This is a genomic window from Chryseobacterium sp. CT-SW4 (assembly GCF_048572715.1).
Classification (GTDB): domain Bacteria; phylum Bacteroidota; class Bacteroidia; order Flavobacteriales; family Weeksellaceae; genus Chryseobacterium.
This window is the reverse complement of record NZ_CP183840.1, coordinates 3,393,392-3,411,196: the sequence shown is the minus strand read 5'-3', so window position 1 is coordinate 3,411,196 and position 17,805 is coordinate 3,393,392. Positions and strand designations below refer to the sequence as shown.

Sequence of the window (17,805 nt, the reverse complement as noted above, 5' to 3'; positions counted from 1 at the left end):
GTTTGTTTAAACTGAAGATCATCCCTTAATGGGATGATCTTTCCGGTTTATTCTCTGTTTTTTACCAGTACCCAGCCGTTGTATTGGGTAAGGGTATTATTTTTATCATTTTCATTCCAGGTAATGGTGTACCAGTAAGTACCGGTAGGGACCTTTTTTCCGAAAGCGGTTCCGTTCCAGGAATAATTTCTCATTTTATCGGCTTCATATAACTTATTTCCGTATCTGTTGTAGATAACGAAAACCAGATTCTTTTTATAAGCTAAAGCGGAATAGTCAATGACATCATTGATATTATCCCCGTTAGGAGTAATGGCATTGATAAGGTTAGGAACAGTTACCTGAACCTCCACGGGTACGCAGTTGTAGCTGTCTTTTACAAATACTTTTACTTCTCCTCTTGGAAGGCCGGAAAATATATTTGAATCCTGCCAGCTGATGCCATCCAGAGAGTACTGGTAAGGCGGAGTGCCGCCGGCTACATTTACTGTAATTGTGTTATGGGTGATATCAATACTTGAAATAACAGGCTGGGCGGAAGCAACCACTTTTACAGTTTGTGTGGTAATACAGTCTCCTGTTTTCAGCCTTACCCAATAATTACCTACGGATACACCCTGGATGGATTGTGTGGTGGCTCCGGTACTCCATTCATATCCGTCGAATCCTGGCCCGGCGTCTAAATCGGTTCTGTCGCCTATACAGATCACTTTATCTTTTAATACTGTTGAGGTTACAGGAGGTAATACTTTTAAGGTGATTTTAACAATGGTATAGCAGCCATTAGCATCGGTTACTTTGGCATATACTTCTCCTGAAGTGGAAATGTAGGCTGCAGGATTGATTATTTCGTTGGTTCCGTTTACAGCATTGTTTATGCTGGTGTAATATTTTTTAGTAGTGCCTGTGGCATCTGTAACATCTGCTGAGGTGAGATCAAAAGCGGCTGTATTAGGTGCTGCTTCTATGAAACAGGATTCTATAGTATCTTCATGTACTGCGATTTCCGGAAAAAAAGTAAGATTAATTTTTGCTGAACCTGTACAGCCTTCGGAAGTGGTGACTCTTACGTAAACAGCTCCCGGCGCTGAAGTATAGCTGGCAGGGTTGGTGATTTCATTGGTTCCCGCATTCAGGTCTGCCATTGTTTTATAATACTTTTTCGTAACACCTGTAAGTGGAGTGACGGTGGCATTATTAAGGTTAAAGATTGCCGTTCCTGCTTTATTGTTATTACATTCTGTAAGGGTTGCCTCATTCGCTGTAAAAGGTGAAAGTGAAAGTACAATGGTTCCGTCCGCATTATCGCAAAGCACTCCTGCATTATCCTTTATGCGGATGGAAACGGTAGTGTTGGCGCCATACTGATAGGCGGTAGGATTGGTGATTGGTGTTCCCCCTGCGGAATAAGTGATTGTATAGTTATTAGGATTGGCAACAAACTGTGAATTAAAATTCGTAAGGTCTATCGTTGCATTTCCTGTAGTGGGATTAGGGCAAAGAGATTGAGATACGGAATTTTGTAAAATAGGAACCTTATCCGTATAGATTTTAACATTTTTAATTGAGTGTCTTGATCTGTTTCCTCCTGTGGAGGCGGAAAAACCGAAATAGCCCACAGTCATTGCAGCAGCAGTTCCCGAAGGAACAAAAGTCTGATTACAGATGATGTTCCCATCAATGGTTATTTTTATAATCCAGCCCGTCGGGGCGCTTGGGTCGACATCTGCCGTTACTTCAACATGTTTATAGGTAGTACCCTGGAATGGTAATGTTGAATTAAGATCCGGGGAATGAAATGAACTCCCTGCCACATTGAAAAACTCTACATTATTGTTGTCTGTAGTATTAGCAACCTGTCCATAGGCTACGTGAACCTTACTCATTACTGCGGTAGTGGTATTATTATAAGTATCTAAACCTACAATAAGCCCCACGGCATTTTGAGAAACTCCAAGTCCTGATCCTAATACACTTGCTACCGGGGGATTGGCTAAATACCAGAAGGCAAGACCGTCTCCATTGGCAGACTGGTTGGAATCCATTCTGAAATCAAACTCAACTCTCCATTTATCACAGAATTTTAAGTTGATCTGGTCGTTCAGTCTAATAGATCCGGATTGATTGTTGGTGTCCGGTGTTAGCTGAATAAAATCTGTATTAACTACAGTGGGGGAAACCATAGTCCAGCCTGTTGTGTTTACAGGATTTCCTGCGAGCTGATAGGTTTGGGAAAAAAGGCTTCCGGATAAGCAATACAAAAGTACTGCAAAGAGAGGAAATAATTTTTTATTCATTTATTAAGGATTGTAGTTGTAAAGATATTAAAACTGATCTAATAAATGAATATTTAATGTTAATTTTGTAGAAAAAATTGATTATTTATTAATAAAAACAGCAATAGATTGATTAAATAATTATGATAAAAAGACTATTTAGTATAATTAAAATTAAAATAAAGAATTGTTCTCCATATTTTCAAAATACTGGTCTACTTCAAGGTTGGGAGAGTTGGTAGCGGCCACGGCAAGGCGGTCACATAATTCATTTTCGAAATGTCCGGCATGACCCTTGATCCAATGAAGAGTTGGGTTGTATTTAATATATAGAGGAAGAAACTTTTGCCATAAATCAGGGTTTTTTACATTCTTCCATCCTCTTTTTACCCAGCCGGAGATCCAGTTCTGATTAACGGCATCAGCCACATATTTACTGTCCGTATAAATATGAATTTCGTTTTCTGAAGACTTCAGTTTTTCCAGGGCGGTGATAACCGCCAGAAGCTCCATGCGGTTATTGGTGGTTTTTCTGAAACCTTTGGAAAATGTTTTCTGATAATTTTTTTCAGGGACGCGCATAAGAATTCCATAACCTCCTTTTCCGGGGTTTCCGCTACAGGCTCCGTCCGTGTATATTTCGATTTTCAAAATAACTAAATTATTGCAGTGTTGCTTTAGAATGGAAAGTCTTCATCATCGTCAAAATCATTCATGGAAGATCCTGAAATCTGAGAGTTGTCAGGCAGGTCAAATGCTGCCCCGGGCTGGATGGTCGTTTTTATTTTATCAAAACCACTCGGCTCATTCTGCTGTCCGAAATTGGAAGGCTGATATCCATATCCACCCCCGAAAACATCAAGGTCTCCGAATTTAGCAATGTTTTTCATGAATGACATCCGTACATCTGCGGTAGCACCATTTCTGTGTTTTGCAATGATAAGCTCTGCCTGGTTTTCCGTAGTAGTTTCCTGGCCCGGTTCATCATTGTCCCATACGGTAATTTTATAATATTCCGGTCTGAAAATGAAAGATACAATATCGGCATCCTGCTCAATAGCTCCGGATTCTCTCAGGTCGGAAAGCTGAGGTCTTTTACCCGGACGTGTTTCCACACTTCTCGAAAGCTGTGAAAGGGCAATTACAGGAACGTTCAGTTCTTTTGCAATCGCTTTTAAGGACCGGGAAATGGTCGCAATTTCCTGTTCACGGTTTCCACCACCTTTTCCTCCGCTGTTCGCCGTCATTAGCTGCAAATAATCCACCATGATGATTCTTACTCCGTGCTGCATAACCAGTCTTCGGCATTTGGCACGAAAGTCAAATACGGAAAGAGAAGGGGTTTCGTCAATATAAAGAGGGGCATTTTCAAGCTCCGATACGTTGGAGAAAAGTCGCTGCCATTCTTCATCGGACATGGTTCCCTTTCTTAGCTTTTCCGAAGAAATTCCGGTTTCCGAAGCGATCATCCTTGTGATAAGCTGTACGGAAGCCATCTCCAGGGAGAAAAGTGCCATAGGGATTTTATGTCCTACCGCTATATTTCTGGCCATGGAAAGGAGAAAGGCTGTTTTTCCCATTGCGGGACGGGCTGCTATAATGATAAGGTCGGAATTTTGCCATCCTCCGGTTTCTTTATCCAGATCCCGGAATCCGGAAGGAACCCCGGACAAACCTTCTTTATCTTTTAAAGATTTAATAGTATCAATAGCCTGCTTCACCAATGAGTTGGCAGTATCGAATCCTTTTTTGATAGTTCCGTTGGTAATCTCAAAGAAGGACTGTTCAGCTTTATCCAACAGCTCAAAAACGTCCGTAGATTCTTTATAGGAAGTTTCGATCACATTGGCTGAAACATTGATAAGACTTCGGAGAATATATTTCTCAAGAATAACCCGGACATGATATTCAATATGCGCGGATGAGCTTACTCCCATTGTAAGATCAATGATGTAATGATCTCCTCCGGCCAAATGAAGCTTTTCCTCTTTCCTGAGCTCCTGGATAACTGTCATCAGATCCACAGGGTGGTTGCCTTCATATAATTTCAAGATGGCTGTGAAAATTACCTGGTGCCGGGGATCATAAAATACTTCAGGAGTAAGGAGGTCAATAGAATAATCCAGTCCTTTTTTATCAATCAAAAAAGTACCTATAACCAGTCTTTCAAAATCTATTGCATTAGGAGGCATTTTACCGTCCGCAATAGATAACTCTTTTGCAAAGTTTCCGTGAGTAAGAGATGATAATGTTTCTTTCTGAGCCATATTGCAAAGATAGCTTATTTGAAAAATAATAAAAAAATAGTAATTAACAATTATTGTTGATTGTATGGAAAAGCCAGTGGTGAAAGGTATTGCGCGTGTTGATAAAAAAAATCACCTGCCAGAGGTGATTTTTGTATCATATTGAGGTTGAAACTATTCCCTGTTTTTTACCAATACCCATCCGTTGTATCGGGTAGGAGTATTGTTTTTGTCATTTTCATTCCAGGAAATCGTGTACCAGTAAGTTCCTGTCGGAATTTTTTTACCGAAAGCTGTTCCGTCCCATGAGTAATTTCTCATTTTATCAGCTTCATAAAGCTTATTGCCATATCTGTCATATACAATGAATATGAGGTTTTTCTTGTAAGATAAAGCGGAATAATCAATGACGTCATTGATGTTGTCTCCGTTTGGTGTGATGGCATTCAAAAGATTAGGTACGGTAACCTGTATCTCAACAGGAATACAATCATAAGAATCTTTTACGTAAATTTTGTTTTCTCCTCTAGGAAGACCTGTGAAAATGTTTGAATCCTGCCAGTTGATACCATCTAAGGAGTATTGGTATGGAGGAGTTCCGCCGGCAACGTTCACGGTGATGGTGTTGTTGGATATATCAATAGTTGAAATTACAGGTTGCTGGGATGCATACACATTTACCTCTTGGAGGGTATAGCAGAATCCGGTCTGTAATTTTACCCAATATGCTCCTACACCTACCCCTGATATGGATTGAGTGGTGGCGCCTGTGCTCCATTCATAGCCGTCAAAGCCCGGGCCCGCATCTAGTGTGGTTCTGCTTTCCATGCATATCGTCTGGTCTTTAAGAACATTGGATTTTACAGGAGGAAGTACTTGAAGAGTGATTTTTGCAATGGCATAACATCCGTTTGCATTGAATACTTTAGCATAGACTTGCCCATCTGTAGAAATGTAAGCAGTAGGGTTTCCTATTTCATTGGAACCGTTAACGGCATCATTGAATGTTGTATAGAATTTTTTCGTAACACCTGTTTGGGCAGTGATATTGGCAGCTGTCAGATCAAATGCTCCTGTAAGGATGTTGCTTTCAATATAGCAGGCTTCAATAGTGTCCTCATTTACAACTACCGTAGGATAGAAGCTCAGGGTGATTACCGAATCATCAGAACATCCTTCTGATGAAGTGACCTTTACGTATACCAGTCCTTCTGCTGAAACGTAATTGGTAATATTGGTGATTTCATTAGTTCCTGCGGTGAGGTCATTTAATGTAGGGTAATATTTTTTTGTGGCAGTAGGGTCTGCGAAAGTATCGGCTAAAGTCAGATTGAAACTGCCAGTACCGGCATTGTTATTATTACAGGCGAAGAGGGTGGCATCTTTAGCAACAATATTCCCTTGCCGGAATTTGAATTCTCCTGTTTGTGCACAATTATTAATAGGGTTGGTAGGATTGGTAGGATCCTGATAATGGATTCTGTAATAATAGATGGTAGTAGCATCTACCATCGCAGTTGTTAAAGGGTTGGTTCCTAACAAGGCATCATTCGGGTTATTGTGATAGGTAACCGAGAAATTGGGGTTTCCGTTGATGATATCCGAGGATAATGTAGTAAAGTCGAATGAAGATGGAAGCTGGCATTTCAATATTTCATTCGGAGCTCCAGGTGTAGAACTGGCTACTCCCGGTGGTATAAATGGGTTGGGAGCCAACGTAGGATCATTAAATGCGGAAGCTAACGTAGCGGTTCCACCCCAGGTTAGGGAAAATCCGTTAGTAGTATGAGAATAATTATCTACTACCAGGTAATAAGTTTCTCCGGGAAGCACATCCATATAGGCGCTCCATGTTCCGTTGGTAGCTGTACCGGTAAGTGTTGTAGTAAGCCCTGTAGGTCCGTCAAGCCCTGAATAATTACATCGGATCGGAGGGCTGAGAGCTCCACAAGTCTGGTTAGGCCCATATACTCCGAAATCATAATCATCAGCATAGACGTTCGGGGTAATTTCAAAAGTTAAAGTTCCTGCTGTAGCAATAGTAAAGGAGTACCAAACTGAGTAATGCTCATCAGTAGACAAACAACCCATTAGGTCTTCCTGTACGGTTCCACTTCCTGAAGGGGTATATGATATGCCTGAATTTCCACAAACAGGAATCGCGCTGATACAGTCGGATTGGGAAAAACAGAGTTGAGACAGAAATACAATAAAAAAAAGTAGTAATTTTCTCATTTTGGCTAGTTTAATATGACAAAAGTAACAAAAATAATAAAACACCACGATGATCATAAAAAAAGACTGCATTTTGTGCAGTCTTTTATTTGATAAATGATTATTCTCTATTTTTAACCATTACCCATCCTGAAAATTTAAAAGAAGTATTCTTTTTGTTATTTTCATTCCATGTTACAGAATACCAGTAGGTTCCGGTGGTTACACGTTTCCCTCCATTGGTGGTTCCGTCCCATTTAAAGCCATTGGACTTATCGGCCTGGTGGATTTTGGTTCCGTATCGGTCATAAATGCTGAGAACTAAATTTTGCTTGTTCGCAAATACCGAATAATCAATTACATCGTTCACTCCATCCCCATTAGGAGTAATCACGTTGATGAGGTTTGGTACAAGAATAGGTAATTCGATAGGATTACAATCGTAAGCATCTTTTACAAATATGGTAGCGTCGCCTCTCGGAACGTTAGTGAATACATTAGAATCCTGCCAAACTATATTGTCCATTGAATATTGGTAGGGTGGGGCTCCGCCTATTACATTCACGGTGACTGTATTGGTAGCGATATCCACATCTGTAATTACAGGCTGTTCGGAAGCATATACATGAACGGTTTGTGTAGTAACACATTCTCCGGTAGTCAGTTTAACCCAGTGGGTTCCCACTCCTACATTGGAAATAGACTGAGTGGTTTCTCCCGTACTCCATTCGTAGGCGTCGAAGCCAGGACCAGCATCCAAAGTGGTAGTATCTTCCATACAGATGATCTGATCTTTTAATACGGTGGATTCCACCGGAGGGAGAACGACCAGGTTCACCAGGGCAACGGAATAACATCCGTTCGCGTTGGTTACCCTTACATATACTACGCCATTAGGAGCGATATAAGTAGTAGGGTTGGCAATTTCATTGGTTTCATTAATCGCATCCGTTAAAGAAGGGTAATACTTCTTAGTGATTCCTACTTCTGTGGTAACTCCGGCTACGGTAAGATTGAATGAAGCGGTAGCAGGATTTGATTCTATAAAACAAGATCTTAAAGTAGCTTCTGTTACAACTACTACCGAATATAATGATAAAGTGATTTCAGCGATATCCGAGCAGCCTTGTAAAGTAGTGACCTTCACAAATACGGAGCCCGATGAAGATAAATAATTGGTGGGAACCGTAATCTCATTAGTACCCGCATTGAGGTCAAACATACTTGGGTAATACTGGAAGATGGCCGTTGGGTCATTGAAAACATTTGCGCTTGTTAAATCGAATATGGCGGTTCCCATGCTGTTATTATTACAAGCCATTAATGTGACGTCGTTAGCTACGATATTTCCCTGTATGAATTTGAAGGTTCCCGTTTGCTTACATTTGCTTATTGGGCTGTTCGGGTTATTGGGATCGGAATAACTGATGCTATAATAATATATATCCGTGGTATTAACGGTAATAGGGTTGGTGATAGGGTTATTTCCGGTAAGGGCATCATTGGCGTTGTAATGATAAGATACCACAAAATTCGGATTTCCGTTAATAATACCGTCTGATAAAGTATTGAAGTCAAAAACAGCAGGGTCCGTACAGATCACGACCTCATTAGGAGTGTTAGGAGTTGTACTTGGATTTCCTGGTGGTATAAATGGATTAGGCTGTATAGTAGAGGTGAAAGGTGAGGATAAGGTTGCTGTTCCTCCCCAGGTAAGCACAAATCCATTCGCATTGGCAGAGAAATTGTCAACTACCAGGTAATAAGTTTCCCCGGCTACTACATCTAAATACTGACAGAACCCGTCGCCCCCGGCACCCTCTGTGGTGTCCGTAGCTGTCATGTTGAGCCCTGTTAGGATTCCGCTAGCGGTTGAAGCATAAGAACACCTTATGGGTGCTCCTAAATTACTACATTGCTTATTGGGTCCATATACGGCCCAGTCATAATCTGCCTGGGCATTGGGTGTGATCAGGAAAGTAAGGGTTCCGCTTGTGGAAGCGGTAAATGTATACCATACCGAATAATGCTCATCTCCTGTAAGGCATCCCCCTAAATCCTCCAGGATGTTTCCCGGACCACTGGGAGTATAAGATAAATCTGAATTTCCACAAACAGCCAGCGCTGTGGGGCAGTCTGATTGTGCGAAAAAAAGTTGTGAAAAAATCACAAATAAAATGGATAGAGTTTTTTTCATTTAGGGGAATTTTATTTAGCAAATATAAAAAATTATTAATGTTGGATTGATAATTTTGAATTATATTTGGTAAATCCACTAAATGACTTTTAATATTGCATTTTTCGTAATTTCGGATTAGTAATTCCAACTACAAGAGCAACCAGTACCGTCATGCTTCCCCCGACAACTACGGAGCGCACCACACCGAGTAATTTAGCCATCAATCCGCTTTCAAATTGTCCCATCTCATTGCTGGACATAATAAATATGGAGTTGACACTTAATACCCGCCCTCTTATATGATCCGGAGTTTTAAGCTGAACAATAGTACCCCTTATGACAACGGAAATACCATCCAGCATCCCGCTTAATACAAGGAACATAAATGAAAGCCAGTACATATTGGAAAGTCCGAAGCCTATGATGCATAATCCGAATCCCGTTACCACGCCGAGCAGTATTTTCCCCTGGTTCTTTCTTAAAGGGATAATGGATAACAAAGTGATGATGCACATAGACCCGATGTCAGAAGCAGCATTAAGAAGCCCGAAACCTTCGGATCCCACTTTAAGTATGTCAGCTGCGAATACAGGAATCATTGCCACGGCTCCTCCGAAGAGTACGGCAAACATGTCCAGGCATAAAGCTCCCAGGATTTCCTTTGTTCTGTAAATATAAGAAATACCCTCCCGCATACTTTCCATTACATTGACCTTTTCTTTTTTGTATTCGGAAGGCTGCTGATTAAGCTGCCAGAAAAATAAAGAAGCTGTAAAAATCAGGGTGATAATTACCACAAGAGTCCATCCCACGCCGAAAAGAGCAATCAGAAAGCCTCCTAATGCATGTCCGCAAACGGAAGAGATCAGGAAGGTGGCCTGGTTTAAAGTAATGGCATTGGGTAGATTTTCTTTTTTTACAATTTTGGGGATCATTGAGGGGACAATAGGTCCGATAAAGGCTCTCGCGATTCCCGTAAAAAAAATGACGCCATATATAAAATAAGTGATCTGATGACCTGAGAAATGCATTTGAACATTTAAAAAAGCAGGAATAAGTAACAGGCTTATCAATAAAACGTATGCGTAATTGCAGATCAGTAAAAGTTTCTTTTTCTCATTCATATCGATAACGTGCCCGGCATATAAGGCGCAGCTTACAGCAGGAATTACTTCCGAAAGTCCTATAAGTCCTATCGAAAAAGGATCCTTTGTGAGCTGATACACCCACCACCCCAAAAGAGTGGCTAACATCCTGAAAGCTATAACGATAAAAAATCTTCCCGTAAGAAGATTCCTGAATTCAACATTTTGTAATGTCTTTAACGGAGTAAAAGAAATCATGCACAAAAATAGCTTTAAATATTTATTTAAAGCTATTTCAAAATTCTATTTTAAAAGATAAATCAAATATATCTTAAAAGATATAATCTATCTTAATCTGCTCTGGTTGCGCTCACTACCAATGCTGCCACCCCTGCTGCTCCAATTACAAAAGCTCCGGCGGTTACATTGGCTTTAGCCCTGTCTTTGGAAGCCGCTACATTAGCTTTGGGTATAGATACCACCGTGCTGTCTTTTTTGCTTACCGTTCCGATGATATTATCTCCCTGGATATTGCGGAATAGCATTTTCTGTTTTTTAGAACCGTCTTTCATCGTGAAAACATACGTTCTCCCTGCTTCAAGGTTGGAATAATTATTTTTTTCAACGTCTCCGGTATAGTGAGTAGTAGCACAAGATGAAACTACAAATAAAGAAGTAAGTAAAGATGATTTTAAAAGTACAGCTGCTTTCATTATTATTATTTGTTTTTCAAATTTATAATTTTTTTCGAATATACGTTTTTGGAATTAAAAAAATGTTATTAAAGTTTGTGAATTTTCAATAAATCTGCAATTTTCCTGTCGTTGGCTAATCTCGGAATTTTATTTTGTCCCCCCAGTTTTCCTTCGGATTTCGCATATTCATGAAATGCATTTTTCTTTAAAGGACTAATCTTTAACCGTTGAAGAATATTACCTGAAATCAAATCATCATAATAGGTATTGCGTTTTCTCAACTGGTTATCCAGCTCCGTTCTGAAAGCTTCCATATCTTCAGGCTGCTTTTCAAATTCGATAAACCATTCATGGTACGGCAGTCCTTCTTCGGGATTTACCTGTGGGGCTAAATGAAATTCAGTAATCTGAGCCGGATGATTCTCAAGCGTGGCCTTAATGGATTCTTCCACTTCAAAGGCTATTACATGTTCCCCGAAGGCAGAGGTAAAATGTTTAGTTCTGCCGCTTACCAATATTTTATAGGGATCTTTGCTGATAAACCTGATGACATCCCCGATAGAATAAGCCCATAATCCCGAATTGGTCGTTAAGATAAGAGCGTAATCTTTGTTAAGCTCAATCTCTTTTATAGTTAACCTCCTGGCATCTGGCTTTCCGTATTCTTCTAAAGGAATAAATTCATAGAAAATCCCATGATTCGTGAGTAATAAAAGCCCTTCGCGGGTATAGTCGTCCTGGAAGGCAAAAAATCCTTCGGAAGCAGGGAAGGTCTGGATGATATCCACGTTTCCTCCCAGCAGTTCCTGCATTTTATCTTTATAAGGATCGTAGTTGACACCTCCTGTGACAATGAGCTGGAGATTAGGGAAAATCTCTTTGATTTTTTTGCCGTTTTTCTCGATAAGCTTCTCAAAATACATGATCAGCCATGGAGGTATCCCGGAAATCAGGGTCATGTTTTCTTTTTCGGTTTCCTCTACTATTTTATCAACTTTAGCTTCCCAGTCTTCCATCATATTGGTCTTCCAGGTGGGAAGGCGGTTTTTCTGGAGGTAATCCGGAATATGATGGGCTACAATTCCGGAAAGACGGCCGGTTTGGATGCCGTATATTTCTTTAAGTTCTGGGCTTCCCTGCAGGAAGATCATCTTTCCCTGTACGAAATCGGCATTATTTTTTTTGGCGATATAATGAAACAGGGCACTTTGGGCTCCTGCAATCTGATAAGGCATTCCTTCCTTTGAAATGGGAATATACTTGGAGCCGGAGGTAGTGCCGGAAGTTTTGGCAAAGTATTGTGGGATATCGGTCCAGAGAATATTGGACTGTCCTTTTTTTACTTTTTCGATATAAGGCTTTAAATTTTCATAGTCCGATACCGGAACTCTCTGTTGAAAATCCTGTATGGTACGAATATTTTCGAAATCATGCTCTCTTCCAAAAAGGGTCTTTTTTGCAGTGTTTACAAGAGATAAAAGAAGCTCTTCCTGGTCTTTAGGAGCGTTTTGTTTAAACTGCTGTGCCTTTTGAACATGTCTTTTTGCCCAGACTAATGCAATATTTTTTTTGAGGAAGTTTAACATGGTCCAAATTTATAAATAAGTAGAGAAATGTTGATATTTTATTTTGAATAAAAGAAAAACCGATAAGATGGCTTATCGGTTCTTTGAAATTTGATTATGAAAATAACAACTATATGTGTTTGTTTTTATTTGTTCTCTTTATAACGCTTATCCGGCGTTCCGTCTTTTTTTAATTTTTTATTCTCTTTGTACCTTCTGTCAACAGTTCCGTCTTTCTTTAATTTGGCTCCTGTTGTATTAGCAGTAGTTGCCTTAGCTTCTTTTGTAGCTTTGGTTTTCTGAGCTTTTACGGTTTTGGTTGTATGACGGACTTCAGCAGTAGTAGCCGGAGTTGTCTGTTGGGCAGTTGCAAGTCCTAATCCTAAAAATAGGGACATTGCCATTAGTAGCTTTTTCATAGGTTGGAAATTCATGTTTTATTGTTCTTAACAATACAAAAACCAAGCTAGAAAATAGGCGTATGGTAAACTTAACGTAAGTTTAGTAGAGCTTAAAAAAAAATTAAATAGAAAAGCCTGCCCTCTTTACGGGGACAGGCTCAACATATGAATGAATTATTTGGGTGTATTGTTGTTATCGTGAACAATTGGCTGTCCAGGTCTTACCATCTTTCAGGTAAAGGATTTTCAGCTCATCATTATCTATTCTGATGTAAGAAGTAGCGGTGGAGCCTACCATTACCAATGTATTATCGCCTTCCTGATTGAACTCTATTCCGTTAAGATCCGGAATGCTGTTTGAAAACGCAAAATTGTATTTGGTGCCACTCGCTATTTTGGTGACAAATACACTTCCGTTATCGGTGCTGATGTTGGTAGATCCTCCATCGTTATAGGAAACGCTCCCTTTGTAGGTTCCGGCAAAAAAGTCGTTGTTGGCAGGATCGTCATCATCACTGCATGATACAAACGACGTTACGGTAAAAAATATCAGCAGGAATACTCCTACGATTCTAATTGCTTTTTTCATAATACTATTTGTTTGTGGTTGTATGAAGTATTCCCAAACATTGTGCCGACCATTTATAATTAAATTATTTTAACATATAATTAAATAAATTGGTTAAAATTTAAACTTAATTAACTTTTTTAGATATTATTATATTTTTACTTAAATCATATAATTTTTAGTCCCCAAAAAATATCTTTACCTTTGTGATTATAAACGATTTCGGAGACCATCTGAAATCGCTTTTGTCGTTTAGACCTGTACATTTATGGAATTGAGAACTATTACTGAAAAATTCCTTCCGGAGCTGCTTCAAAAAGAATTCGGAGGAAGTATTTTTGCCCAGCTTGAGACTCAGCAGCATATTTCCGTGAGAGGAAGTGCCGGATCTTCTGTCTCCATTTTTATAGCTGAACTTTTCCTGACCTATAAAAAGAACATTCTTTATATAATAGATGATAAAGAAGATGCATTATATGCCAATACGGAGGTGGAAGACCTTCTTGGAAAAGAAAAAGTTCTTTATTTCCCGGCCACCCATCTGGAACCCTATCAGGTAGAGAAAACCCAAAATGCCAATCTGGTGCTGCGGACAGATGTATTGAATAAAATAAATTCGGAGAAGTCTCCAAGGGTAATAGTGGCCTACGCCGGGGCATTATCGGAGAAAGTATTAAAGAAAGAAGACTTTAAGGCCATTTCCCATCAGATAAAGGTAGGAGATCAGCTAGACTTTGATTTTATTGATGAGCTATTGAACCATTACCATTTTCAGCAGACAGATTTTGTGTCCGAGCCAGGAGAGTTTTCCGTAAGAGGGGGAATTGTAGATGTGTTTTCCTATTCCTATGAAAAACCTTACAGGATTACCTTTTTTGGAAATGAAGTAGAAGGAATAAAGACTTTTGATATTGAATCGCAGCTGTCCTTGGAAAAAGTGGATGCATTTCAATTGGTTTCCAATATGAATTTTTCGGTTTCGGGAACTAAGGTTTCTTTGCTTCAGGTGTTACCAGAAGACAGTCTTATAGTCTCTAAAAATACGGTGATCGGACTTCAGAGACTTAAGAGCTTTTATGAAAAAGCACTGGAAAAATATGAAAGTCTGAATAAAGATATCGCCCACAGGGAGCCCGCAGAACTTTTTATTTCTGATGAGGATTTTTTATTTGATTTTAAAAAGTTTAAAACCATTGATTTTACAGCAGCACCTCTCCGTCAAATCAAAGGCACTGAAATTAATTGGGAACAAACGTCACAACCTTCATTTCATAAAAACTTTGAGCTGCTGATCCAGGACCTGGAAGAAAAGCAAGCGGAAGGTTTCGATACATGGATTTCATTCTCTACGGATAAACAGAAAGAAAGGCTGGAATCTATTTTTGAGGAGCTGGAAAAAGAAGTTCCTTTTAAAAGCTTTAGATCCGAGCTGCATGAAGGCTTTGTAGATGGTGAACATAAGCTGCTTGTTTATACGGACCATCAGATTTTTGACAGGTACCAGCGTTATAAAGCGAAGAATACTTTTGCAAAATCCGAGCAGCTTACTCTGAAAGATTTAATGTCTCTTAAAATTGGAGATTATATCGCTCATATGGACCATGGAATCGGAAAGTTTATGGGCTTGGTTAAAGTCAATAATGACGGTAAGGTTCAGGAATGTTTTAAGCTTACCTATAAGAACGGGGATTTATTATATGTAAGTATCCATTCCTTACATAAAATTTCCAAGTATAACGGACCGGAAGGAAAGGAAATCACATTGAGCAAACTGGGATCACCGGCATGGAAATCTCTAAAGCAGAAAACTAAGGCCAAAGTAAAGCAGATAGCATTTGACCTTATTAAATTATATGCTCAGAGGAAAACGGCGAAAGGATTCTCTTATACCCCGGATTCATACTTGCAGAATGAGCTGGAAGCCAGTTTTATTTATGAAGATACTCCTGACCAGGAAAAAGCAACCATTGACGTTAAAAAGGATATGGAAGCCGATACGGTGATGGACAGGCTGGTTTGTGGAGATGTAGGATTCGGAAAGACGGAAGTGGCTATCCGTGCTGCATTTAAAGCGGCAACTGACGGTAAGCAGGTGGCTGTTCTGGTTCCTACTACTATTCTGGCATTTCAGCATTACCGGAGCTTTAAGGACAGGCTTAAAGATTTTCCTGTAAATGTATCTTACCTGAACCGCTTCCGGACCGCCAAGCAGAAAGCGGAAACACTGGAAGGATTAAAGAACGGTAAGATTGATATTGTGATCGGTACCCATCAGCTGGTCGGAAGCAGTGTTAAGTTTAAAGATTTGGGATTATTAATTATAGATGAAGAGCATAAATTTGGAGTTTCGGTAAAAGATAAGCTCAAAACTTTAAAAAGTAATGTAGATACGCTTACCCTGACTGCAACTCCTATCCCGAGGACCCTGCAGTTTTCTTTAATGGCAGCAAGGGATTTATCAGTTATTAAAACCCCGCCGCCTAACCGCCAGCCCGTAGATACGCAGATTGTAGGATTTAATGAAGAAGTTATCAGAGATGCTGTTTCCTATGAATTGCAAAGGGATGGTCAGGTATATTTTATTAATAACAGAATAGAAAACCTTAAAGATATTGCCGGATTGATCCAAAGACTGGTGCCGGATGCAAAGGTTATAACAGGACACGGGCAGATGGATGGAAAGCAGCTGGAAAAGAATGTTCTGGACTTTATGGAAGGGAAATATGATGTCCTGGTTTCCACCACCATTGTTGAGAGTGGAGTAGATGTTCCTAATGCAAACACCATATTTATTAATGATGCGCACCGGTTTGGAATGGCGGATCTTCACCAGATGAGAGGCCGTGTCGGAAGGAGCAACAGGAAAGCTTTCTGTTACCTGATAACACCTCCTTATGATGTGATGACTGCAGATGCCCGGAAAAGGCTGGAAGCTATTGAGCAGTTCTCTGATCTGGGAAGCGGATTCCAGATTGCGATGAAAGACCTGGAAATTCGGGGAGCAGGAGATTTGCTGGGTGCCGAGCAAAGCGGATTTATTAACGAAATGGGTTTTGAAACTTATCAGAAGCTCATGCAGGAAGCACTCGAAGAGCTAAAAGATGATCAGGATTTTGAAAACCTTTTTGAAAATGAAGAGGACAGGCAGAAATTATTTAAATCTGTAAAAGAAGTTAATATCGATACGGATTTAGAGCTTATGCTTCCCGATACTTATATTTCCAATACGGAAGAAAGATTACTGCTCTATCAGAAAATTGCTGAGATCGATAATGAAAAAGATCTTCATAAGTTTGAGCTGGAGCTGATAGACCGTTTTGGAGAACTTCCCGGAGAAGCTGTTAATCTTTTAAAGAGTGTTGCCTTGAAATGGCTGGCAGCAGACATAGGATTTGAGAAAATTGTAATGAAAAATGGTGTTTTCTTAGGATATTTTCCTGGTAACCCTCAGGATAAATTTTATCAGACGGACCGGTTCCGGCACATTATTACTTATTTGACACAGAACCCTTCTCAGGCTCAGCTTAAAGAAAAAGTAGGAAAAGAGGGCAATAATCTTATCATGAGAAAAGAAAAAGTGAAAAGTGTGGATGAAGTGAATCTTCTGTTAAAATCTATTATTGAAATGTAAAAAAAAACTAATAATTTGTTTTTAATTCATTTTATTATTCTTTAAATAGTTAAATAAACATGATATTTTTCATATTATGATCCTACGCATATGATTTTTTATATTTTTGCGGTCTTATTATGAAAAAAATTATATACTGTTGTGCAACAGGTTTGTTTTATATACAGACATATGCGCAAGTGGGTATTGGATTGGATGTACCTAATTCTATTCTCGATGTAAACGGGAAAACTACCTTAAGAAAAGAACTTAGAGTGGGAGGAACTTCTTCCCAGATTGGAAATGCGGGCCTTAACGGACAGGTTTTGGTTTCGCAGGGAGAAGGTTTGTCTCCGGTATGGAAATCTTTAAATGTTTCCTTTATAGAAGAAGGACAATATAAATTAATTAATTCGTACTTGTCATCAGACCAGTCCGGAATTACAAATCTGTCGAGTGGAGTTTCCGGGGATAATATTTATAAAAATAATATCGGGGACGACATCACGGATACCAGTAAGGGAAAATGGACCAAAATAAGCGGTCTTGAAAATAATTTCACGGTTAAAAATGGAAGAAACAGGATAGCTTATCAGTTCCAGACAGGAGTGGAGCTGAAAGCCTCTACTTCCACTACTTCCCAAAATATAAGCTTTACCTGCGGAGTTTTCCGAAACGGTAAATTAGTTGCCCTGCGGCCTGATAATATATCATCTACTAACAATTCCGATAAATCCGGGGTTCAGGATTATATTTTTACCCTTAATTATACAGAGCAGAATGTTCCTGTAGGGGGTCAGAAGGTTGAGGTGGCATGCCGTAAAATAAGTACTTCTAATACCAACAGTCAATTTGCCATAGGAAGGAACGTTTCTAATACCAACACCGTATCTAACGCATTTACATTAGAATCTACTTTAAAACTAGATGTTATTGAATATATAACATACCAAACCAATTAACCCG

General features: G+C 39.5%; 12 protein-coding genes. 2 read left to right on the top strand and 10 right to left on the bottom strand.

The window, feature by feature from the left end; genetic code table 11:
* Positions 1-47: 47 nt before the first annotated feature.
* The 10 genes from ABJ974_RS15355 to ABJ974_RS15310 all read right to left on the bottom strand — a co-directional run bounded on the left by ABJ974_RS15355 (position 48) and on the right by ABJ974_RS15310 (position 13,250).
* Positions 48-2,297: a T9SS type B sorting domain-containing protein gene (locus tag ABJ974_RS15355; protein WP_419869096.1), complete on the bottom strand. Its 2,250-nt coding sequence runs from the start codon at positions 2,295-2,297 to the stop codon at positions 48-50.
* Positions 2,298-2,450: 153 nt separating this feature from the next.
* Positions 2,451-2,927: a ribonuclease HI gene (gene rnhA, locus ABJ974_RS15350; protein ID WP_419869095.1), complete on the bottom strand. Its 477-nt coding sequence runs from the start codon at positions 2,925-2,927 to the stop codon at positions 2,451-2,453.
* Positions 2,928-2,953: 26 nt separating this feature from the next.
* Positions 2,954-4,543 carry a replicative DNA helicase gene (gene dnaB, locus ABJ974_RS15345; protein WP_419869094.1) on the bottom strand — a complete coding sequence of 530 codons (1,590 nt, stop codon included), beginning with the start codon at positions 4,541-4,543 and terminating at the stop codon, positions 2,954-2,956.
* 153 nt (positions 4,544-4,696) lie between these two features.
* Entirely contained in the window at positions 4,697-6,757 is a 2,061-nt protein-coding gene (locus ABJ974_RS15340) for a T9SS type B sorting domain-containing protein (protein ID WP_419869093.1), read from the bottom strand.
* 100 nt (positions 6,758-6,857) lie between these two features.
* Complete coding sequence (locus ABJ974_RS15335; protein WP_419869092.1) at positions 6,858-8,933, bottom strand: T9SS type B sorting domain-containing protein; 2,076 nt, start codon at positions 8,931-8,933, stop codon at positions 6,858-6,860.
* An 89-nt stretch (positions 8,934-9,022) separates the two neighbouring features.
* Entirely contained in the window at positions 9,023-10,258 is a 1,236-nt protein-coding gene (locus ABJ974_RS15330) for an MFS transporter (protein ID WP_419869091.1), read from the bottom strand.
* 92 nt (positions 10,259-10,350) lie between these two features.
* Positions 10,351-10,713: a hypothetical protein gene (locus ABJ974_RS15325; RefSeq protein WP_419869090.1), complete on the bottom strand. Its 363-nt coding sequence runs from the start codon at positions 10,711-10,713 to the stop codon at positions 10,351-10,353.
* A gap of 68 nt (positions 10,714-10,781) precedes the next feature.
* Positions 10,782-12,281: a GH3 auxin-responsive promoter family protein gene (locus ABJ974_RS15320; RefSeq protein ID WP_419869089.1), complete on the bottom strand. Its 1,500-nt coding sequence runs from the start codon at positions 12,279-12,281 to the stop codon at positions 10,782-10,784.
* Between the two features lie 125 nt (positions 12,282-12,406).
* Positions 12,407-12,679 carry a hypothetical protein gene (locus tag ABJ974_RS15315; RefSeq protein WP_419869088.1) on the bottom strand — a complete coding sequence of 91 codons (273 nt, stop codon included), beginning with the start codon at positions 12,677-12,679 and terminating at the stop codon, positions 12,407-12,409.
* Positions 12,680-12,854: 175 nt separating this feature from the next.
* Positions 12,855-13,250, bottom strand: coding sequence for a hypothetical protein (locus ABJ974_RS15310; RefSeq protein ID WP_419869087.1), 396 nt, complete (start codon positions 13,248-13,250; stop codon positions 12,855-12,857).
* 247 nt (positions 13,251-13,497) lie between these two features.
* Here ABJ974_RS15310 and mfd point away from each other — a divergent pair, with 247 nt between their 5' ends.
* Both mfd and ABJ974_RS15300 read left to right on the top strand, forming a co-directional pair.
* Positions 13,498-16,860 (top strand): transcription-repair coupling factor, encoded by a 3,363-nt coding sequence (gene mfd, locus ABJ974_RS15305; RefSeq protein WP_419869086.1) that lies wholly within the window; start codon positions 13,498-13,500, stop codon positions 16,858-16,860.
* Between the two features lie 119 nt (positions 16,861-16,979).
* Positions 16,980-17,801, top strand: coding sequence for a hypothetical protein (locus ABJ974_RS15300; protein ID WP_419869085.1), 822 nt, complete (start codon positions 16,980-16,982; stop codon positions 17,799-17,801).
* The last annotated feature ends 4 nt before the right edge of the window (positions 17,802-17,805 follow it).